This is a genomic window from Pseudomonas sp. 10C3, from assembly GCF_036346185.1.
In the GTDB taxonomy this organism is placed as follows: Bacteria; Pseudomonadota; Gammaproteobacteria; order Pseudomonadales; family Pseudomonadaceae; genus Aquipseudomonas.
The window spans coordinates 17,788-38,815 of record NZ_JASJVE010000019.1; the positions used below are offsets into that span (position 1 = coordinate 17,788).

A 21,028-nucleotide genomic window follows, 5' to 3' on the forward strand; every position below is an offset into this window, starting at 1 on the left:
AAATGAGAGAGGAGGGTGGGGGCTAACGTCAGCCGGACTAGACTACATCCCATGTTGGAAAATTAGGTTGGGAGTAAATACGGAAGTTATCAGCGGCCCGAACTGCAGATGCTCTTGACTAGCACTTATCTGTCAGTCATGTGAAATATTTCTGATTTTAAAGAGCTGCCGTGCAGACCATCAAAGTCGGGAGTTTAATATAGGCTAAAGGTCTAATATTTACGTGTCCTTGGTGGCAGTAGATCAGGATTTAGCAGATTTGTTGGATTGCTGCAATAGTCTTCGTGTTTTTTATTTCGTATGCCGTATTTAGATCAAAATAATGGCACGCCAAATCTGTTCTTCGTTTGATAGACTTGTCTCGCGTCTTGGCACAAGCCGAGCGTCACTGGTTCGCCAGTGTTCCTTTAATCGTAAGAAGGGTGACCTTATGACGAGACCTAACTTGAACGGAGTACAAAAGAATGGGCACAAGCGACGAAGACCATAAACACATCGAACAACTAATTCACGGGCTGCATAAGGACGGCAAACTTCCAGTGAAGGTAATCCCAGCGGGCTCAGTCGCTTTTAGAGTGCAAGAGACCGGATACAAGGGTGCTGCTTACTTCGGATGTCCTAAAAAGCCCCAAGAATTGGGAAGGTATAATGATCCTGGGGAGCTTTTCCAGGTCTGGTACGGAGCGGAGCACCCCAGTGGTGCGTTGGCTGAGACCTTTGGGCGGCTGCGACCACCCGACATGAAAGGGTTGGGTATCGTCTTAAGCACGACGGATCTCGAAATGCGCGATATGTGCACAGTCGAGGTGGTGAGAGACCTGAAATTACTAGATCTCAAGCCCTGCCTTTCAAAGCTGCACCGCACTGTAGATGAGGTGACCGGCCCTGAATACACGCTGACGCAAGCAATTGTGAGTTTTGTGGCTAGGCTGACACCAGAGTCTTTTGACGGCATTGCATACGAGTCACGCCATCACCCAGACGGGCGTAGTTGTTATGCGCTTTGGGTGGCACCGGATGGGAGCCCTACGGTGTCAACGGTTGAGATGACAAAGCTTTCGGAATTCGAGCATTACGGCGAAACCCCGGATTACTTTGATGGCGATGTAATGGATGCTGAAGAGATCCTGACAGAAATCTTGGGATATAGGGTAACGGCTCCATAAGCTTCAACATTCAGACAGCGCCCCACTATTGGGTGCGCTGTTTTTAGCTGGGTACACCAGTCATGAAAAGCGCAGCTTCGCGTTTGATAGCGCTTAACTCTTCCTTATCTGCTCCCTTTTTTAGGAGCCTGTACGGCATCTCATACTTGCCTTCCGTGACGGTAATGGGGTTAAGAAAGAACGTGCAGATGCTCTCCGGGCTAGAGCCCTTCAATATCCCCAGAATCTCTTCCAGATGCGGTAGCTTTGCCTTCTCAACGAACTGGAAGCCTGGAAAACAGTAGTCCTTGCCTTCCTGTATAGCGATTAGCGTCCCTTTTGATACATGAGTGCTCACGGTTTGCCGAGTGACTCTCAAAATCTCTGTGACTTTTTTGCTCTTGTAGAGCCCACCGAACTCTTCAAGCTTCTCGAAGAACTCGATTTTTGCTTCGGCGCGACGAATGAGCTTTCGCGTTTCTCGGGTGTTGAGCGCGCCTACCACGGCACTGCTGACGGTAAGCGCGCGAAGCAGCTCTCCGTCCGTGAGTGAGCCAATGTCATCGGCGGTTTTGTTTTCTTTCCAATGATCCAGCACTTGGGAAATGACTTTGACGATCCGCACGGGGATCCCGCCTGCGCCGGGAATGTTGGCAAGGTCGGACTCAAGTTTTTCGATGGCTTGATGGAGTGGTGTAATCGAACTCATGATCTACCTCGTTACGTGATTGACAATTTACGTTAAATTAATTCTGGTAAATTGTCAATGTTTTTGACGTGACGCATGCTTTGCCCGCCCCCCCGGCGAGTTCGTCGGGCCGCGATATGAGAAGCAGGTTTCGGGGAAGGGAAAAATTTGCCAGAGAACGTGGGCGCTTCTCGGCTTCAGGTACAAGAGGCCTCAATTTGAGCGCGACATTCCAGCGAGATTGGCAAGTCAAGATCGAACCTGGCGTCGCCTAAGGTCATCATCCTCATGAGGAATTGGGAGGTGACGAGCATTTGTTGCATGAAGGGTCGGGATCGCTCATACGCGCAAGTGCCTAGAGACAGAATGTTATCCACAGGGTAGTATTCGCTATCAGACTGAGCATGAGTGTTATATGTGTTCGGAATAAAAAGTGAATCAGTTCGGATAATCATAAAATGAAGCCAGAAGAAACAAAACCAAAGCTCACAACGAGCATCAGGCTGGATCCTCCGATCCGTGCAGCCTACACCCGCTTGATCGAGGGAGCAGATCTCTCTGTGAGTGAAGATTTGCGCAGCCTTGTGGGACGGTCGGTAACGGCCTCTGAGCAAGTTGATCTCAAGGGGTTTAAGGTCGACTGCTCATTTCACTGGCAAGAGCCAGTAGATCGTTTTCCGGAGCATGTCGGTAATATGCTCGTTACCGTTACGCCCCCCGAAAGTATCCCTACAAATGTCTTCCAGCGGATGGTTTTCGTCATCCCGGAATTTTGGAGTGAGAACAACGGGCTCAAATTCGAACCCTTTCGGATTGACTCGGCTTACTTCCACCGTGTCACAGCTGCTGAAAATCTTCGGACAAGCCCCAAGATAAATCGCAACGTCTTGAGCTTTTATTTGATTGAGGGGCAGTGGCGGGCTGCGATGTTCAAATACAGTACTGGGGTTGAGGTACAGTCGATGGAGGCCCAGATTCGTGAGGCGATTACTCACCACGTGACTAGTACTGTGGTCTGCTATCTGATAGGGCATTTACCGCCGTCGCGATTGATTTCGCAGGAGTTACTAACGCAGTACCAGGAGTCGCTCACTCCAGAGACGCGGTCTTTGATTCAGACAATCTGAGGCTATTTCTAGAATGCGTCATCACAGGGATCCCCCCAGAGGTTGTTTTTGAAACTGGGGGGTACCTCTTGTAAAGCGTGTACGGGGCGTATATCTGCAGCCACGTATGCGAACCCGATAATCGCATCACTGCCGGCCTAGCTAAATACGGCTTCGAGTCAACAGATAGGGCACATCTAGGATCACGATTTCTTCCAGAGATCATTCACCGTCGACCTCGGAATCCCGAGCTTCTCGATCGTGGCTTTCTGGCTCAGCCCTTGGCGTTTGCACTCTTGAACCGCAGCAAGTTTGTGCGCTCTCTCTTCCGCGCGCGAACTCTGCCCATCGCCCTCGAAGTTGCGTAGCAGCTTCTCGATGCCTCCCAACTGCTCGAACTCATCGATCTCCCTTTGCGCCCGGACAAGCGCGTCAGCCGGCGAAATTCTGTCTCGGGCAGCAACGCAGAGCGCGAGAAGCGTAACCGGGTCGAGCTTGAGGGCGCGGGACAGCTCATCAAACTTGTTCAGGGTCGGTGAAGATTTCGCGTTTTCCATTAGCCAGAGGTGCTTACGATCACCTGCGTTCCCGAGATCTTGCTGAGAAAGGGCTCTGACCGATCGCGCAGCTTTTAGCGCCGCTGCTAAACCTTTGCTCAGTGACATCAGCATCCCTCGGAAAAGCGAGGATAGAGCCATGTTGATCAATCCGGAGCGACGGTATATATTCCCCATCCGGATTGTTCTGGGTCGGCGATCAATTTACTTGTGCTAGGTGACGCGCCCCCATGGATGACCGCGTTTCTCAGCGGCATGCCAATCAATATAGGTCTAAATCGAAGCTTAGCGGGGGGCCATGAAACTCTATATTTTGTCGGACTTGCATAATGAGTTTTCCCAGTTCACCCCACTCCCAACGGACGCCGACTTAGTCATCCTGGCCGGTGACATCGACATTCACGCCAGAGGGGTGACATGGGCGAACCAGACATTTTCGTGCCCTTTAATTTACGTATGTGGAAACCACGAATTTTACAAAGGTCACATCGACAAAACGCTGAAAAAAATGAAAGACGCAGCCGCGCCCCATGTCCACATACTTGAAAACGACGTTTTTGTTTGGCAGCAAATTCGTTTTCTGGGCACGACCGCGTGGACTGATTTTTCTACGACGGGAGACATGGTCGCTGCGAGCACTCTAGCCCGAGATTGCATGAACGATTTTCGAGTTATCAGGGCCGATGCTTCTTATCGTCGTTTGCGCCCGGATGACCCGGTCTCTCGAAACAAGGTGGCACGTGGCTGGTTAACTCAAGAGCTGGAAAAGCCTTTTCCCGGGCGAACGATCGTCGTGACTCATCATGCTCCAACGCCTGCTGTCATCGGCGACAAGCATGACGGCCATCTAAGTGCTGCATACGCAAATCATTGGCCTGAGCTCATCGAGAAGGCGGATCTTTGGGTTTTTGGTCATACGCATAGAGCAGTCGACGTTGAGCTCTTAGGGTGCAGAGTGATCTCAAATCCGAGGGGTTATCACCAAAACGGCGCATTAGGCCCATTTCATAAAGTGCATTGATGATGAAAAACAGAAGGAGGCTGCTTGCCAGTCGAGTAATCACAAATGCAGATGATCCTGTTGGAATTCCGAGCGTCGTGACGGAAGCCCTAAAGGTTGATTTTGGGACTCTAATCACAGGGTATCTATGCTGCGCGGCTTTTGAGAGAAACTACGCAATTGGCATCATATTCGGAGATTTGTTCGGCAGGTTTGAGAACGGCAAGGGTATCCACACGTCGAGCGTCCTGAGCCAAGCCGTGGTGAAAGGGTATGTCCTTGTTGAGACGCTCAACAGTCTTTATGTCATTTGCAGCTGGGCTCATGACGAATCTGGCCTTCGTTTCACGGGCCAGTTGCACTGACCCGCTCTGTGATGACCAGGAAAGTAGCAGGTATGAATTTTTGGTACCGGAGAGCGACGCCCATGAGCCTCGACGAGTAGGCAATCCCGTTACGCAGAAATGGGTTCCGATCAGACTATAGATTGACTGAAGTACCTGATCCCTAGGGAGCATTCGTATGACTGATATTTTGCAGGAAGTCGCAGCTCTGTTCGATCGCAGCGGCGAGCCTGTTGAGGGCTTTGATATGGGGCATGTCGAAGCCGAGGCCGAGGCGATTATGAGCTTTACTGGTCGCCCATATTGCTTGGTTCGAGCCTGGAGCATCATCGAAGTTGATGTCTCCGAAGATTATAAGGTCTCGCTAGCAACAGATGGATTATCGCCTTACGTGCTCTATGCCTCGGATGTTGTTCTGCACAGCGGTGGCAAGCGTCGACCAGGTGATTGGGTGCGGAGCACATTTCAGCGCTCATTCACTCAAGGCTTCTTGTTTGAAACGAAAAATACGACCTATCTGTTGATGGGCCCGGGCCTTCGGAAAAAGGCGAGCGTTGAAGCGATCTTGGCAATCGTTAGCTGAGACTAAAACCGTGAGCAACACGAGGGGCCACGAGAGTGTGCTCCCGCATTATTGACTAGGTAAGGCAGATTTTTTTGGACATTGAAATACTGGGTGATCTTCTCTACGGCCCAGCTCGCGTATTGTACGGATCAAGGCTCTCAGACGAAAACCTATTGGAGGCCACGCACGAAACCTTCGGGGCCCAGGCGGTTTGCATCGTCAGAAACTGGATGCTTATCGACGTCAAGTTGACTGGCCGCCATGAACAATTGGTAAAGACCAATGGACTGCAGCCTACGCTGCTTTATGCGAACAAAGTCGTTAGCGCGAATGCCACAGAGAATCTGTCACAAGGCGTGTTATCTGGCTTTCAGTATCGCTACGAAGACTGTTTTTTTGCATCTGAGGACATGCTCTACGTGCTTGGGGGGCGAGGATCGCGCAAATCTGCTGAGGTACCTGCAGTATTCGCGTTATCAGAGCAGTGCGGAGGCGGATTCCGGGTCGACGATGGACGATGATTTCCTGGTGGTTTTGCCTGCCCGACATCGTCTGATTCTTGATGATCAGGTCATACGTGAAATTGCTTGCATGCCGGGCTGGTGGTCGTTGCTGGGCAAACTCTGTCAGACGCTCCAAGGCATCTCTGGATGCGCATTACGACGTTCCAGCGATCATCATCGTACGGGTAAAGTGGGGCGGACTGCGGATTTATTACCGAGGTGGTGATGAGGTCTGCTGGGAAATGGTGGACAAGGCGATGGAGACTTCCCTGACAATTTGCGAGATATGCGGCGGCAAGCGAAAGCGGATAGGAAAACGGCGGTATAGCGTGCGCTGCCCAGCTCACTCCGCCTGGTCAACGGCTCCTGTTTTGAAAGCAAAAACACGCTGTATACACTCGCCAGCCGAGGTGCCAGAAAGCTTATGGGCATGCCTGAGTTAGCCGCGCTGAGAGATCCACAGATTACCGTCTATTCAGCTTAGCCAAACACCGGCGACAAGCAAAATGCAACGACCACCGCCAGCTCCTGGCCCAGGCTGTGTGAAAACTCACTCACGAACTTTAGGTCTGCGTTGCTAACAGGAGAGATCATGAGCGCGTTGTCAGCCCTTTCACCGCAAGTGCGCCAGCACCTGTTGGTGACCGGCAATTACTTGGCCTTTACCCTCAATGTCGTGCGATAGCAGGAGAGTGCGCCAGCACTTCCTCTCGGTAAGCCGGGAGTGCAACGACTGCTTCGACTGCGCGCACTACCTGCGCCATGCGATCCAAGTGGGCCGGTGCGATGAAGACCGGATGGGCTGCGAATAGATGAGGGCAGCGTTGCTGCACAAGCTCAAGCAAACCTGGCTCACCGAGCGTCGACTCCAGAGTCTCGCGCAGAGCATCTTTATCCAGGCTGATGCAAAATCACTGGTTGTTGAGGCTTTCTATAGGCCCCCTGCTAGAGCCGCCGCCGCGAGTGCCGCCGAAAGAAACGCCGCGTTATTGTCGGACAAGGGCATGGCCAACTTAGGCATCGCTATTTCTCCTAGGGCTCTGAGACTTGACGGGCCGAGTCCCTAGCCCGAAGCCTGTAATTTTTTGAGGCGGGCACAGTTGGGCCTCTCAACACAGAGTGTGGCTGGACGTCCAGAGGCTGCCTATCTAAGCGCTGAGCCACTGTTCGACTTTGTCACGGGTCGGGATGCCCCCTGAGTGAACCACCTTTCCATCAATCACGACGCTGGGCGTGGACATTACCCCGTAGCTGACGATCTGTTGCATGTCTTCGATTTTTTCCAGCTTTACGGGGACGCCTTTCGCACTCGCCACCTGTTCGATGATAGATACTGTCGATTTGCATTTTGCACAACCGGTGCCCAGAACCTTGATATCTTTCATAAAAACCTCGGTAGGTGGATTACAAAGCGAAGTTGAAGACGTAACCAACGATGAGAATGCCGACGGCGACGACCCCAATGAAGGTGGCTATCAGGCGAACTTTCAGCACCTTGCGCAAGATCACCATCTCCGGAAGGGATAGAGCGATGACACTCATCATGAAGGCCAGTACGGTGCCCAGCGCCGCCCCCTTTGCGAGCAGTGCCTGCACAATAGGAATGATGCCTGCCGCATTGGTATACATGGGGATGCCGATAAGAACCGCGAGCGGAACCGACCACCAGGCTTCTTTGCCCATAAAACTGGCCATGAAATCCTCAGGCACATACCCGTGAATGCCTGCGCCAATAGCGATACCGGCAAGGATGTAAGGCCATACTTTCCCAACGATTTCACGCACGCTACTAAGCCCGGCATTTGTTCGCTCATGCAGCGGCATACTCGTGTCCCCAACAGTTGCCTGGATCTTGGGCATATTACGAACCCAGTCTTCCAGATAGGCCTCCATTTTCAGGCGCCCAATGACCCAACCAGCAACAATCGCAATAAACAAACCCAAACTGAGGTACAGCAACGCAACTTTCCAGCCGAATAGGCCAAGCAGCAGTGTCAGCGCTACCTCATTCACCATGGGCGCAGAAATGAGAAAAGAGAAAGTCACCCCTAGTGGCACCCCGGCTTGAACAAAACCTATAAATAGAGGAACGGCTGAGCAGGAGCAAAATGGGGTAAACACACCGAGAGAGGCCGCCATGACATTGGCCATCCCTTCGCTTCGCCCTGCCAACATTGCGCGGGTGCGCTCAGGTGTGAAGTGGGAGTTGAGCATGCCCATCAAGAACACGATGCCGGTCAACAGCATCAGCACTTTGGGCGTGTCGTAGAAAAAAAACTGTAAGGCGCCTCCAAGGTGGCTATTACGATCAACAGGAAGCGCTGCGACCAAAGCCTCTGAAACAGGAATCAGGGCTTCATACAATCCGAACCAGACAAGCGCTGCTACCGCTAAAAACATGCGGGGATTCCGCTCAGGCCAGCGCACGATCATTTCGTTCATGTCCACTGCTCCTAAGGTATAGACGCACTAGGCAACGGACTGCTCGGCGAGAAAGGCTGCGATCTCATTGACTGTGCTGCGTGCTGTGCGTGTTACACCGATCAAGGTGGCAGAAGCCGAACCTGTCCACTCGCCATAGCCGACCAGCCATAGTCTAGGCTCTTGGATCGAGTGAGAGCCTTCGACCTCAACGCGGCCTTCGGTGTTGATCACCCCCAGCGTATCCAGATGCTGAAGTGCTGGCCTGAATCCGGTACACCAAATTACCGCGTCCACTGCAGATTCGGAACCATCGGCCCAAATCACGCCATCGCGAGTGAAATGTTCAAAAGGGCGTACAGACTTGAGAACTTCACGCTCACGGGCTTCTACAACTGGCGGCACCATGACAATGTCTCCCAACCCGCCGACGGGCTGGTCAATGACACGCCCCTCCTGCTGAGCTTTCAAGCGCTGAGTGGCGCGCTCAAATAGTACCCGTCCATCCACTTCGTCAGGCAAAAAGACCGGCTCAGTAGGGGTTACCCAAGTGGTATCGGCGACCTTGGATACTTCTGCCAAAATCTGCGCTCCTGAATTACCACCACCCACCACCAAAACCTTCTTGCCAGCAAACGCTTGTGCTTCGACATAGTTCGCGGAGTGCAATTGCCGCCCGGCGAATTGCTCGGCATTCGGGTAATGAGGGATGTAGGGATTGCTCCAGGTGCCGGTAGCGCTAATTACAACCTTGGCATCCCAATACCTGTCGTCAGAACGTACTCGTAAGCCAGACTTTATACGTTCCACAGAAACGACCCGAACCGGGCGCTCAACCGGAAATTGGTAGCGCTGCTCATATTGGTTGAGGTAATCGACCACATGATTTCGTGTGGGGTAACCCTCTTGCGCGGGCGGCATCATCCAGCCGGGGATCGAACTCCAAGTGGACGGGGAGAATAAACGCAGCGAGTTCCAGCCATGCCGCCAGGCACCACCGGGCTCTTCCTCCGCATCGAGGATGACGAATGAAAGTTGAGCTCGGCGTAGGAAATACGCTACTGCCAAGGCTGACTGCCCCCCGCCGATAATGACTACGTCTAGCTGGTCACTCAGTGAATGAGTCATGTGGGGGAAACCTTAGATCGGTGCTGGGCGTTAGTAAGTTTATCGACTCAGCTTTGACTCTTACTGATCTAGCGCATATTGAGAGGGAATTGACTGTCACCGTTTCAATGCTTCGAGTGGCTCCTTTGGCTGATTTTGTTGAAAAACTTTTCGATGGTCTCGACTACAAAAAAAGCTCGCACGAGATGAAATCTGAACTTGGTATAGAAGAAAGCCAGCTCAAATTTCACGTAGCAACGCGTAAAGTAGACGTTTTTCAAGCTCAGTGCAGATTGAGCCAAGCCGCTCGGACTTTTTCAACAGAATTGAGCCATAGCTGCCAGGTGTCACTTTCTTTTTTTGATAGTTCGGAAAAATTGGATTTGGGCCGGGTAGTGCTTCTGCGGTCACACGATCAATGCCAGTCGCGTAGACATAGCATGCACTGCCTCGTTTTCCGTGTCCTCAATTGGTCTCCGTAGGTCAGGGTTTGATAGTCAAATGATTGCCTTCGACTTTAAGACACCCATCGTTCTGCATGCGCCTCAAAGCCCTGTATAGAGCTTCGTGAGTCAAGCCCAGATCTTTTGCCCAAGACTTGCGCGACTGACTGAGCGTAACGGCGCCATCGCTGCCTTCGGATTCAATGTAATGGGTGATACGGTCAGTTGCGCTATGCAGGCACAGCCTTTCGCATTGAGCGCGTAGCTTTTGGATTTCCTTGGATAGTTCTGATTGCCAGGCTCTGCGAAATGCAGGCACATCATCCAAGGCCGCGCGAAACGCTACGACCGGAAACAACAGCAAAGTAGTGGATTCGGTAGCTATAGCGTCACAGTGGTAGGCGCGGCTGTCGATACTGGCTTCCGCAATGAAGCCTCCACGTGAGTGTTGCAAGACCACTTCGAGGCCATTACGGCCTAGCCGAACCAGGCGCGCTTCGCCCGAGATCACAAGATAAACATGACGAATCGGATCTCCAATCAGAAAGAGTATCTCGCGAGTATCGGTATCCACCTGCCTGGCCGACACACGCAGTGTCTCTGGGATGAGGGCCGCTGATGGTTGGGCGGCGATCAAAGCCGGCCAGTCCAATGCATCATTTACATTCTTCATATGATTAGGATCATACCCATGGAAGGTCGTCACATCATAAGATTGATGTAACGTCAATTTCGGAAAAAAATCATGCGCATAATCGCTATTACTTTGGGCGTTATTGTTGCTTTCGCCGGAAGCGCTGATGCCCAAATTATGGATCACTCTGAAATGAACCATGCCGCTCATATGACGGCGATGGCCGACGCGCAGCGTAAATCAGAAGTATCCCAACGCGGCGAAGAGGTAATGCCATTTAGCCTAGCAGCAACGACCCACATCTTTACAAAAAACGCCGAAGGTGGGGTGCAGCAAGTTGTGGCCAAGAAGTCCACTGACGCCGACCAAGTGAAGTTAATTCGCCAGCACCTGCAAGAGATCCGCAAGCAGTTTCTGGATGGCGACTTCTCAGGCCCTTCCCGAATCCATGGTGACGACATGCCAGGCCTCGCCGATCTAAAAAACGCCAAACCAGGACAAATCTCCATCGTTTACCAGGATGTTGAAAGCGGCGCAGAGCTGATCTACAAAACGTCGGATGCCAGCTTGGTGTCGGCATTGCACAAGTGGTTTGACGCCCAACTCTCCGACCATGGTAAGGATGCTATGGAAGGACATTCCAAGTAGACGATAAAGCCCGACGGAATTTAAAAGACCGTCAAAGCACGACACTCAGCAGCCATCCGGCTACACCACCGACCACAACCAACCATGGCGGTTGCTTCCAAAACATCAGAGCGACTAGGCACTAATATCCTCGACGCCGAGTTAGGTTTGAACACCTACGACCTGTGGCACGACAGGGCGGTATTCCATTTTCTAACCAGCGCACAAGAACGCCGAGCTTACGTCCGGGCTGTACTTCAGGCGGTCAAGCCTGGCGGTCTGGTTATAGTGGCAACTTTCGCGGAGGACGGGCCCAGCAAATGCAGCGGGTTACCGGTTATGCGCTACGACGCAAAGGAGCTTCACGCGGAGTTTGGTGAGCCGGTTGTACTGCTTGGACATGAAAAGGAGTCGCACCATACGCCTTGTGGCACAGAAGTTCGTTTACTGTTTTTACCGCAAGCTAGCCTGATGACCATGCGGTTTGGATGATCGTTTTATGATGAGGAAGATGGTCTCATAGCCAGCGGCGAACCTTCGCTTGATAGGCCAAGAAGTCAGCTCCAAACAAGGCGGTCAACGCACGCTCCTCGGGGGTGATCTGGAACCGGTTCATGTACAAGATAAATCCCAGTACCCCGAGCAACAAAAGCGGCGATGCAAGATAAAAGGCCCAGGCAGTGAGAAACATAGCAAAGCCGACGTACATCGGGTTGCGTGAATATCGATAGATCCCTGTGCTTACGAGCGCTGATGCTGTTTCAGGCTTCAACGGATTGACAGTTGTCTTCGCTCGCCGAAAAGACACCGCTCCTGAAAGATCAAAGAAGCCTCCCGTACAGAACACGAGCAAAGCCAACATCACTCGCATCGAATGTGCCACGTCGATGCTTGGAAGATAGGCTGAACCACCCCACATCAGCACCCCAAACAGGACTGCAACAATGGGCGGAGGAATCTTGTTTTCCAATGTACTCATAGAAACCACCTTAAATTTGCAGGAGTAAGCTGAGCATACAGGTTACGACCTAGAGACAAGCAAGGCAGCAAATGTGACCTTGATTTATTCGGGGGGCTTAAGCGTTGGGGTCAGGAAGGGGTGTTGCCCGGACGGTTACTGTAATCGCATCCAAGGCATCAGATTAGATGGCTATTTAGGTGTCAAATGCGACAATATGCATGCCATATACGACAATATGCGCTCGCCCCCCTTAATAAAAAACTTTTGAGACGGAGTTCTTATATTTGAGACCAAAGAAAAAGCGAGGTAAGCAGTCGCTCCGTTTTCTTGAGCGATACCACCGATTCTGTCTTCGCTTTTTGTCTTTGATTCTGCTTCGCCTCTGACGATTTTCAGCGCGGATACGGTGTTGGAAACACCCGTAGGACACAGGGAAGTCGCGCATTCGGTCGCCAGACCGCTGCTTCTCACTTTGGCTTCAAAAAGCGAGCTCTTAAAGTTTAAAAAATCTGTCGCCTAGCACAGCGCCAATCATTGGGATTGGTACGTCTGAAATTTGAGGTGGCAGCGTGGATTATTCACTTGAAGTAAAAATTTGGTCGTTGGCGCAGGCGGTCTATTCAGATGAGGATTTTGCTGAACTGATCATCGACGTGGCCAAGATATACAAGCGGCGACCTGGGTATTTTGACGTGGAGCGAATATATGCATCGACTATCGGGGCTCAAGGCGTCTTAGCGCTACGCACCGCCCTTGAGCAGCCCGTGGAGCAAGTATACGGTTTCGCCGCGTCGAGCTTTGTGCTTGTGAGAGCTCCCTTACGCCAGCATCTTTACGAGCAGTTACAGCGAAGACTGATCGAGTCTGGATACTCTTGCGACGCGGTGCTGGAGGATCGGATGGCGCGGGACTTAGGGCTTTAAGAAAGTGGAGCGGGGGGGCATTTACGTATTCGCATCAGGCGCGTTTGATCGTTGTGCATTCGTAGATCACTCGGCTGTCGCTTTCACCTGGTAATGCCGCTGCGCTTTTGCTCTGTTCCCGCACGTAGCCATGGAGCACCACCGTCTCCGGTGATTCTTGGACGTATCGATAAACAGCCAAGTACACCCCTCACACTGCTTGATTTTTGCAACCAAATCGCTGGCAAGCAGCTCATGCAGCCCCAGGGCGAGTCTCTGTGGGATGGTTGTCAAATCGGTTATGGCTGGAGGTGTTTTCCAGGATGTAGCACCGACTTTATCTCGGGATAGAAGGGCGCTAGAAATTGCTTTCTTAATCGAAGTCTCGACTATTTTCCAATCGTTTGCAGGCGGCTCTTTATTATTGCAGATGGCCATAAAGACTCTATATACCGTCTCGCGCCACTGCACCAGGCCGACCAGTGCTCGCTCTGAATACGCTGGAGTGCTAGAGGCTGCGACCACGATGCTCTGGGATTGCGCAGCGTCTATCACTCCTGCCGCCAAGCTCCAAGCCAAAACTGACGCGTAGCTCGTCAGTCGATTTTGGTCAGCTGACCGCCCTTGAGCATCAACGGTGTTGAGGAAGTCGAGTACCGCGTTACCCGCGACGAATGCTGATATTGGCCATTTGTGTGGAAACATATAACCTTCATCTATTGCTTTTCCGGTTAACTCAGACTATAGACAGTTTCTAACTGTTAAAAGCATTTATGGTGGTTTTAAATGTTTCTGCACTACCACTGCCTGATGTCTTTCGGTTTGGTTATACGAAAGTCCGCTTCCGAGGCTTGGTTAAAAACACCGCGCAGCAGACCACGCTGTTTGCCTTGTCGAACCTGTGGATGATGCGAAAACGGCTGTTGAATGCAGGCGAGGTGCGTCTGTGATACGGACAATGAGCCCTGAAAATGGGCTATTCAGCAAAAAAACAGCGAACTGAGGGGAGGAAAGGTCTGATTTTCGATTGAGTCGGCGTTTTTTTGAACCTGAAACCGCGAGACCGTTAAAAACGGCCGCTTACTTCAGACCTTCCTTAACTCTTTTAAACCAGACCGAAACACATAATCCGCTCTTGTTCATCTCATCCGAAAAACTCAATCGGATGTGCACCCCCGCACGATCAGCTATCGCCTTTACAATCGATAAACCCAGACCGGAGCCTGCTTCATCGGTTCCCAAGCTGCGGTAGAACGGCTCGAACACCAGCATTTGCTCTTCTGCGCTGATGCCTGGGCCTGAGTCCTTGACTTGAAGGATCACTGCTTCCTGCGCCAACTCGACCGTCAGGTCGACTCGTCCGCCAACGGGGGTATAGCGGATAGCATTATCCACCAGATTCTTGACCAGGATTAACAGATCCATTGCGTTGATATTGACCTGTACGTCTTCAATGCTTTCAACACCGATATCGATGCGCTTGCGCTCTGCCAGCGACAGTAAGTCCTCTAGTACCCGTCGATAGACTTCATGGACTGAAACTGATGTCTGTGATCGATCCGAGCTTGATTGTGCTGCCGCCAGGGCCAGCAGTTGATCGATCAATTTTCTGCTGCGTTCAATTCCCCGAGACAATGGCAACAAACGTTCATAGGCCGCCGCCGACATTTCTATGGCCGACAGTCGCTCGGCTTGTAGTGACAGGGCCGTCATCGGGGAACGCAGTTCGTGGGCTGCGTCGGCGATGAAGCGACGCTGGGCTTCCATGGACTGCGCAACGCGCGTCAACAATCGATTGATGGCCACGACGAAAGGTCGGATCTCGGTTGGCAGGTGGTTATCGTCGATAGGATGCAACGCCTGTTCGTCGCGCTGATCGATTTCGTCCGAGAGGGTTGCTATAGGACGGAACAGTTTGCGTACCAGATCGCTTACCACCAGCAACAGCACCGGAAACAGAATGAGAAACGGCAACAGACTACGCCAAGCGCTCTTTCGCGCCTCTTTTTCACGCACATCAGCTTCTTGGGCGACAACGATGCGTTCGCCACCGACCATTGTTCTAACCAGCACGCGAAAATTTTCGCCTGCCACGCTCAAGGTCGACAAGCCATCGGCTAGTCTTGCCGGGAAGGGCAACGGTGTTGTTGCGTCATCACTGCCGGTCGCTTTACTGCTGTCGGTCAGGTATTGGACGATAACCCTGGACTCTTCGTCGTCGCCAACTACCTGTTCAACCACAGGATAGTGAAAGGTCATCTTTTGCCGATCAAAAAGGATGGCCACTTGACGCAAGGTCTCGTCCTGCATTTCGTGCGTCTCGTTAATCGCAGAGACAAAAGCGAAAAAACCTGCCAGTACCGCCACGATCAGGATGGCCAGCGACAGCGTTACAGACAAACGCACCTGTACCGAGTCATTCAAGCGTTTTTTGAAACCATCCATCCCATTCCCCTGACATTCTTGATGACATGGTTCCCAAGTTTTCGCCGCAGTGCATGAATCAGAAACTCCACCGCATTGCTTTCCACTTCATTACCCCAGCCGTAAATACGGTCTTCCAGCTCACTGCGCGAGAGAATGGCACCAGGTCGTATTAATAGGGCCTGTAACAGGGCGAACTCGCGGCTGGAGAGTTGAATGTCGGGGGTTTCGGCGGTAGCCGCTTGTTTGGATAGCAGATCCAGCGACACTACACCGTTGTCCAGCACTGACTGGGCACTGCCGCCTTTGCGGCGTAAAACGGCGCGCATACGTGCCAGTAACTCTGCCATGGCGAAGGGTTTGAGCAAGAAGTCGTCCGCGCCGCCGTCGAGGCCGCGCAGGCGATCATCGAGTCCATCCCTTGCGGTGATGATCAGCAACGGCACCGGGTTGTTGCGTCCACGAATGCCATCGAGCACATCGAGCCCGTCTTTGCCGGGTAAGCCGAGATCCAGCAGTACCATGTCATAAGCTTGTGTTTCCAGTGCTGCAAGGGCGGTGAGTCCGTTTTTTACCCAGTCTGCGGCGTAGCTAGCATCGTTCAGCGCGCCTTGAATGGCATCCCCAATCATAGGGTCATCTTCGACCAGCAATATCCGCATTTATCACTCCAGAAAAAGGCGCGCCGATCATGACCGTCGCGCCTGTATTGAAGCATCTGAGCCGGCGTTTGTCCGTCGCCGGATCAACGCAATGTGCGGCTGTCGGTCACTGCTTGCCCTTCATCGAGTCGAAGGCTTTCAACAGATCATCCATCGCAGCCTTGCAATCGCCCTGCTTCGGTGTGCTGGCGCGCAGGGCGTCGAGTGCCCGGTCAATGGCTTTGTCCAGCACATGCCAGTCACTTGCAGCCCGGGGTTTGATGCCAGCTTCGGCGGAGTCCCAGGACGTTTCCAGATCCTTGATGCGGGTTTTCGCCCCCGGCAGGTCGTTATTATCGACGAGCGCGGCGACATCGGCGGCGATGGTGCGGAACTCGGACAGATCACCCAGTTTTGAACCGGACTGGGCGGATGCGCTCACCGAGGTTGTCGGCGTGCCAGCACTAGGTTTGTCCGCAGTTTTCGAGCAGCCGGCGGCGATGCTGAGCAAAAAGATCGACGAGACGATGGCAACGTGGCGAATGACATTTTGAAGTGGACGCATGACGATTCCTTGATGGGCTTTTTGACAGGTTATGGATTGACGGGTTTACGGTTGCCAACACTGATTTGCGCGGCCGCGACCAAAAGAACAATGACGCACAGGAAGATGGCACTCGTCCAAGCAGCTCCCATGCCGAGGCCACCATAGGTTTTAGCTTGGGTCAGCAAATCACCGAGAGAGGCGCCAAATGGACGGGTCAGGATGTAGGCGATCCAAAAGGTCAGCACCACATTGCCGCCTAAGCGCCAAGCCAGCAGAGTCGTGGCGATAAGCGCACCGAAAATCACGACGCCAAGGGTGAAACCCAGGCCCAGCGCTTCGGTGGCCAGGTCGCCCGCAGCTGTACCGAGTGCAAAGGTGCAAAGCACGGTTGTCCAGTAGAAAAGCTCCCGTCGCGGGGTGACGATTTCGCGGATCGACAGGTTGTGCTCCATCCGGTACCAGACCAGGAAATTGATCGTCAGCAGAACGGCAAAGACCGCCGTGCTGGTGTATAGGCTGATGTCGAGCATGTCGGTCATGATGTCCGTGATCTGTGTCCCGACGATGCTTACCAGCACCACGGTTAACCAGTAGATCCGGGGTGAATAGGCTTTGGTACGCAGTTGAAAACACAACGCGAGCGCTAGCAATATGGCCATGCCGATGCTCGTCCAACCAGCGCCAAAGCCGGCATCCACGGCTAGAAAGTCCGCGCCGGTTTCACCCACCGTCGTGGACAGAATCTTGATCACCCAGAATGACAGCGTCACCTCGGGTACTTTGTTGAGCCATCCGGATTTTTCGGGATTCATGTGCGGGTAGCCTCTCCTGAGCGGCGCTGAACTTGCGCAGGGGAGAAGATACTTCGCGAAACTTAGCTGAGACTGAGGGACGGTAATACGATATCCGCAGTTCTTTTGCCGGCTAGATCGCTGAAGGCATTACTCCGGATTTGGGAACGTTACATATTACTTCCGCAGCCTATTCTGGAGGCTGGCATGCGCAATTATCTAAAACGGAACCGATTCGCCGTTCTCTGCCTGTCGTCACCGTCAGCATCGCGCAGTTCTCGCTGATCATGGTTACGAATCCGCTTGCACTTTGATTCATAGGCGCACATGAGGCAGGCTTTCCGGGGTTCCTTACGCATTTTCGACACTGATGGTTTTCTGTAGGATCCACCCACATCTACAGGAACGAATCATGTCTGCGGATCAACACCTGGCGAGATTTGCTTGCCACAAAAGTCCTGTCACCACCCACTGCCATGTCGACACAGACCTGACTATGAAGGACATGCGCTTGTCTCCATCGACCCATTAGGAGCCCCACACGCAACTACCCGACTGACGCCCTGCTCAAGCTTCTGAAAAGTCTCTGAAATTATGCAAAGCCGACATCGTAGACTGCGAGGTGCACCAACCTCCGGTGCCGGATACCTGACATAATTTCCGACTTCGCATAATTGCGCTGATGCCGAGCTTGGCATCAGCGCAAGAACAGGCTCTTCGCCGGGTCGTTGCGCAGCGGTAAGTGTACGGCTGCACTGATGAGATCCAGTCGTCCAAGCTCAATGCGCATGATTTGTACGAGTATTTGAAGTGCGTACTGACGTGGCTGCCGACGCAGCGGGCGAGTGAGACTGCCGAACTGTTGTAGGTGACGCAACCTGTAATGCCCATCAGCTTCAGTCACAACCATGGGAGCTGGCGTATAGTCAAAAAAAGTCGCAGGTGAATTGCCTGATGAACTCCCAGAAACCCCGGCGTGACTTGCTCAAACGCTTGAGAAGGATATTCATGATGAGGCCCCTAAGAAAGGAGTCCGCTGCTTGTCCGACGCCTATAAACGCACCTGACATCGCCAGTGCAACGGTTCCTCAAACGCTTGCGGCTCTCCATGTGAACCCAGATGCCGGGCTCACGCATTCGGAGGTCGACTCACAGCGCAAGGAGCACGGCTACAACGAAGTCACCGAAAAGAGAGGGCATCCGGGCCTGAGATTCCTGCGAAAATTCTGGGGTATCTCGGCATGGATGCTCGAGCTGATCATGATTTTATCCGCTGTACTCGGAAACTATACCGACCTTGCGGTTGTGGGTGCGCTACTGGTTGTCAACGCTGTACTGAGTTTTACTCAGGAACAGCGCGCCGCTGGCGTCGTCAAAACTCTGCAAAAGCGCTTGCAGGTTAACACCCGAGTGCTGCGCGACTCGAAGTGGCAGGTGATTCCCGCCCGAGAGCTGGTACCTGGCGACATTATCCGCGTGCGCCCAGGTGACATCATCCCAGCGGATCTAAAACTCCTCTCCGGCGCCATGAGCCTGGATCAATCCGCGCTGACCGGCGAGTCGAAAGAGTCTGATAAAGCGCCCGGCGAAGTCCTCTCATCGGGGTCTATCGTACGGCGCGGGGAAGGCAATGGCGTGGTGATCTTAACGGGCGCGCAAACCTATTTCGGCCGTACTACAGAACTCGTGCAGCAGGCGCGTCCGAAACTTCATATCGAAGCGGTCGTGACCAAGATCGTGCGCTGGCTGTTTGTCATTGTAGGCGTACTGCTCGGCGTGGTGCTCGCGCTATCGCTGATTCGCGGCGTACCGCTGCTCGAAATGATCCCTCTCCTGCTTGTCCTCTTGATGAGTGCGGTGCCGGTCGCCCTTCCAGTCATGTTCACGGTTAGCATGGCTTTCGGATCGAAGGAGCTGGCCCAGCGTGGAGTGCTGGTCACCCGGTTGAGTGCTACGGAAGATGCCGCCACGATGGACGTCCTTTGCGTGGACAAGACAGGCACAATCACGATGAATCAACTGGCTGTCACGGGCGTTATCCCGTTGAAACATGCGACGGAAGCCGATGTTTTGGTCTCGGGCGCGCTTGCGTCACAAGAATCCAACCAAGATCCTATCGATCTCGCCTTTCTCGCAGCAGCTAAAGCGCATCATGTGTTCGACGGCCTTGTTGCTGGATCGCCCGTATCCTTTTCTCCATTCGATGCGAAAACTCGTCGGACGGAAGCCATTGTTGAGCAGAATGGACAGCGGGTGCGCGTAATGAAAGGCGCCGTGCGCACCATCGCAGAAGCCTGTGGACTCCAGCCGCCCGAGATCGAGACGTTGGACGCGCGCGTCAGTGTGTCAGCCGCAAAAGGCTTTCGCACGCTAGCGGTAGCGCGCGGCGCCGAGGATGGCGTCCCTGTCCTGCTTGGATTAGTGGAGTTGTACGATCCTCCGCGACCGGACGCCAGGCAGCTCATCGCGACTCTTCATGATCTGGGAGTGCAGGTCAAGATGCTGACAGGGGACGCGCTCCCGGTGGCACTCGAGATCGGCCAAGGCGTCGGACTCACCCAGATCAGGCGTGTCGCGGATTTAAAGGCTGCGAGCGCACAAACCGGAGCCGTAGACGACCTTTTCGCCGGTGCTGACGGCTTGGCCGAAGTGTTCCCGGAAGACAAATATATCGTGGTAAAGCATCTTCAGGCCGCAGGCCACGTAACCGGAATGACGGGCGATGGCGTCAACGACGCTCCAGCTCTCCGTCAAGCTGAGGTTGGAATAGCTGTCAGCACGGCGACCGATGTCGCCAAGAGCGCCGCGAGCGTTGTTCTGACCGAGGCGGGGTTGATCAACATTGTCACGTTGGTAGAGCAGGGACGGACGATTTATCAACGTATCCTTACATGGATCATCAACAAGATCAGCCGTACGATCCTGAAGGCCGCGTTTGTGGCCATCGCATTCGTTGTGACAGGTAAGTTTGTGGTCTCCGCCTTTGCGATGCTGCTGCTGGTGTTTTTGACGGATTTCGCGAAAGTTTCCCTCTCCACGGACAACGTTAAGCCATCGAAGAGCCCCGAGACGTGGAACATCGGCGGCTTCATCACCGTGTCGGTCGTTCTTGGCGTCGCGATGGTTGCCGAAACGCTTTTTCTATTGTGGGTTTGCTGGACGAGATTCAATTTGGCAAGCAACAACGACACTCTCTACACGTTCAGCTTTCTTATGCTTCTCTACTTTGCCATATTCTCAGTCGTGTCGGCACGGGAGCGCAGTTGGTTTTGGGCTACCCTGCCGAGTAAGACCTTTATGTCAGCTTTAACAGCGGACGCCGTTGTGGGCACAGTCCTGACGTTCGTAGGACTCAAGGGGCTCGCTCCTTTGCCCGGATGGCAGATGCTCGCGATATTCGGTTATGCGCTAGTCTCTTGTCTAATTCTGAACGACGCTTTGAAGGTCGCGATGATCAGATGGCGAGTTCCCAATGCAGCTTCAAGGCAACCTGCAATCGCGCTGGCGGCACCGAAAGGCGGAATATAAAAATCAATTCGGCGGATTTTAGAATTCAGGAAAGGCAACGGCGTCAATTTCCGCAAGTGGCCGACAAACTGGAATCTTTCTACAAGTCAAAACA

Annotated in this window: 19 protein-coding genes and 3 pseudogenes; 10 read left to right on the plus strand and 12 right to left on the minus strand. The window is 53.1% G+C overall.

Annotated elements, in window-relative coordinates; all coding sequences use genetic code 11:
- Positions 1–464 precede the first annotated feature (464 nt).
- Positions 465–1,166, plus strand: a complete 702-nt coding sequence (locus QN399_RS18800) for an RES family NAD+ phosphorylase (protein WP_330201404.1) — start codon at positions 465–467, stop codon at positions 1,164–1,166.
- Between the two features lie 43 nt (positions 1,167–1,209).
- Here the strand turns inward: QN399_RS18800 and QN399_RS18805 are convergent, their stop codons facing one another.
- The gene (locus QN399_RS18805; RefSeq protein ID WP_330201405.1) at positions 1,210–1,854 is read right to left on the minus strand and encodes a hypothetical protein; all 645 of its coding nucleotides are present in this window, start codon (positions 1,852–1,854) and stop codon (positions 1,210–1,212) included.
- Between the two features lie 437 nt (positions 1,855–2,291).
- On the opposite strand from QN399_RS18805, the gene QN399_RS18810 reads away from it, so the two are divergent.
- The gene (locus tag QN399_RS18810) at positions 2,292–2,960 is read left to right on the plus strand and encodes a hypothetical protein (protein ID WP_330201406.1); all 669 of its coding nucleotides are present in this window, start codon (positions 2,292–2,294) and stop codon (positions 2,958–2,960) included.
- Between the two features lie 182 nt (positions 2,961–3,142).
- On the opposite strand, the gene QN399_RS18815 is transcribed toward QN399_RS18810, so the two are convergent.
- Positions 3,143–3,637 carry an XRE family transcriptional regulator gene (locus QN399_RS18815; protein WP_330201407.1) on the minus strand — a complete coding sequence of 165 codons (495 nt, stop codon included), beginning with the start codon at positions 3,635–3,637 and terminating at the stop codon, positions 3,143–3,145.
- 157 nt (positions 3,638–3,794) lie between these two features.
- Between QN399_RS18815 and QN399_RS18820 the strand changes: the two genes are divergently transcribed.
- Together QN399_RS18820 and QN399_RS18825 are read left to right on the plus strand one after the other, a co-directional pair.
- The gene (locus QN399_RS18820) at positions 3,795–4,517 is read left to right on the plus strand and encodes a metallophosphoesterase (RefSeq protein WP_330201408.1); all 723 of its coding nucleotides are present in this window, start codon (positions 3,795–3,797) and stop codon (positions 4,515–4,517) included.
- A gap of 501 nt (positions 4,518–5,018) precedes the next feature.
- A complete protein-coding gene (locus QN399_RS18825) occupies positions 5,019–5,423 on the plus strand; it encodes a hypothetical protein (protein WP_330201409.1) in 405 nt (134 codons plus the stop codon).
- Positions 5,424–7,056: 1,633 nt separating this feature from the next.
- Here the strand turns inward: QN399_RS18825 and QN399_RS18830 are convergent.
- From QN399_RS18830 to QN399_RS18845, 4 genes are all read right to left on the minus strand, one after another.
- Positions 7,057–7,293, minus strand: a complete 237-nt coding sequence (locus QN399_RS18830) for a thioredoxin family protein (RefSeq protein WP_330201410.1) — start codon at positions 7,291–7,293, stop codon at positions 7,057–7,059.
- Between the two features lie 19 nt (positions 7,294–7,312).
- The gene (locus QN399_RS18835) at positions 7,313–8,350 is read right to left on the minus strand and encodes a permease (protein ID WP_322216265.1); all 1,038 of its coding nucleotides are present in this window, start codon (positions 8,348–8,350) and stop codon (positions 7,313–7,315) included.
- 27 nt (positions 8,351–8,377) lie between these two features.
- Positions 8,378–9,457 (minus strand): ArsO family NAD(P)H-dependent flavin-containing monooxygenase, encoded by a 1,080-nt coding sequence (locus QN399_RS18840; RefSeq protein ID WP_330201411.1) that lies wholly within the window; start codon positions 9,455–9,457, stop codon positions 8,378–8,380.
- 462 nt (positions 9,458–9,919) lie between these two features.
- Positions 9,920–10,714: a Crp/Fnr family transcriptional regulator gene (locus QN399_RS18845; protein ID WP_330201412.1), complete on the minus strand. Its 795-nt coding sequence runs from the start codon at positions 10,712–10,714 to the stop codon at positions 9,920–9,922.
- On the opposite strand from QN399_RS18845, the gene QN399_RS18850 reads away from it, so the two are divergent.
- Positions 10,706–11,161: an aspartate carbamoyltransferase gene (locus QN399_RS18850; protein WP_322178448.1), complete on the plus strand. Its 456-nt coding sequence runs from the start codon at positions 10,706–10,708 to the stop codon at positions 11,159–11,161. The genes QN399_RS18845 and QN399_RS18850 overlap by 9 nt on opposite strands.
- A gap of 153 nt (positions 11,162–11,314) precedes the next feature.
- A pseudogene (locus QN399_RS18855) lies at positions 11,315–11,612 on the plus strand (SAM-dependent methyltransferase); the annotation flags it as partial.
- A 45-nt stretch (positions 11,613–11,657) separates the two neighbouring features.
- On the opposite strand, the gene QN399_RS18860 reads toward QN399_RS18855, so the two are convergent.
- Positions 11,658–12,119 carry an isoprenylcysteine carboxylmethyltransferase family protein gene (locus QN399_RS18860; protein WP_322178449.1) on the minus strand — a complete coding sequence of 154 codons (462 nt, stop codon included), beginning with the start codon at positions 12,117–12,119 and terminating at the stop codon, positions 11,658–11,660.
- 551 nt (positions 12,120–12,670) lie between these two features.
- Here QN399_RS18860 and QN399_RS18865 point away from each other — a divergent pair.
- On the plus strand, positions 12,671–13,024 hold the full coding sequence (locus tag QN399_RS18865) for a hypothetical protein (protein WP_330201413.1): 354 nt from the start codon (positions 12,671–12,673) through the stop codon (positions 13,022–13,024).
- Between the two features lie 66 nt (positions 13,025–13,090).
- Here the strand turns inward: QN399_RS18865 and QN399_RS26855 are convergent, their stop codons facing one another.
- Entirely contained in the window at positions 13,091–13,708 is a 618-nt protein-coding gene (locus tag QN399_RS26855) for a CGNR zinc finger domain-containing protein (protein WP_369125137.1), read from the minus strand.
- A 107-nt stretch (positions 13,709–13,815) separates the two neighbouring features.
- On the opposite strand from QN399_RS26855, the pseudogene QN399_RS18870 reads away from it, so the two are divergent.
- Positions 13,816–13,953: pseudogene (locus tag QN399_RS18870) on the plus strand (IS5/IS1182 family transposase); the annotation flags it as partial.
- Positions 13,954–14,083: 130 nt separating this feature from the next.
- Here the strand turns inward: QN399_RS18870 and QN399_RS18875 are convergent.
- From QN399_RS18875 to QN399_RS18890, 4 genes are all read right to left on the minus strand, one after another.
- Positions 14,084–15,448 carry an ATP-binding protein gene (locus QN399_RS18875; protein WP_330201414.1) on the minus strand — a complete coding sequence of 455 codons (1,365 nt, stop codon included), beginning with the start codon at positions 15,446–15,448 and terminating at the stop codon, positions 14,084–14,086.
- Positions 15,424–16,089 (minus strand): response regulator, encoded by a 666-nt coding sequence (locus tag QN399_RS18880; protein ID WP_330201415.1) that lies wholly within the window; start codon positions 16,087–16,089, stop codon positions 15,424–15,426. Before QN399_RS18880 ends, QN399_RS18875 begins: the two co-directional genes overlap by 25 nt.
- Positions 16,090–16,195: 106 nt before the next feature.
- On the minus strand, positions 16,196–16,633 hold the full coding sequence (locus QN399_RS18885; protein ID WP_330201416.1) for a hypothetical protein: 438 nt from the start codon (positions 16,631–16,633) through the stop codon (positions 16,196–16,198).
- Between the two features lie 29 nt (positions 16,634–16,662).
- On the minus strand, positions 16,663–17,427 hold the full coding sequence (locus QN399_RS18890; RefSeq protein ID WP_330201417.1) for a hypothetical protein: 765 nt from the start codon (positions 17,425–17,427) through the stop codon (positions 16,663–16,665).
- A gap of 680 nt (positions 17,428–18,107) precedes the next feature.
- On the opposite strand from QN399_RS18890, the pseudogene QN399_RS18895 reads away from it, so the two are divergent.
- Positions 18,108–18,274 (plus strand): annotated as a pseudogene (locus tag QN399_RS18895) (IS66 family transposase); the annotation flags it as partial.
- Between the two features lie 86 nt (positions 18,275–18,360).
- On the plus strand, positions 18,361–20,934 hold the full coding sequence (locus QN399_RS18900) for a plasma-membrane proton-efflux P-type ATPase (protein ID WP_330201418.1): 2,574 nt from the start codon (positions 18,361–18,363) through the stop codon (positions 20,932–20,934).
- The last annotated feature ends 94 nt before the right edge of the window (positions 20,935–21,028 follow it).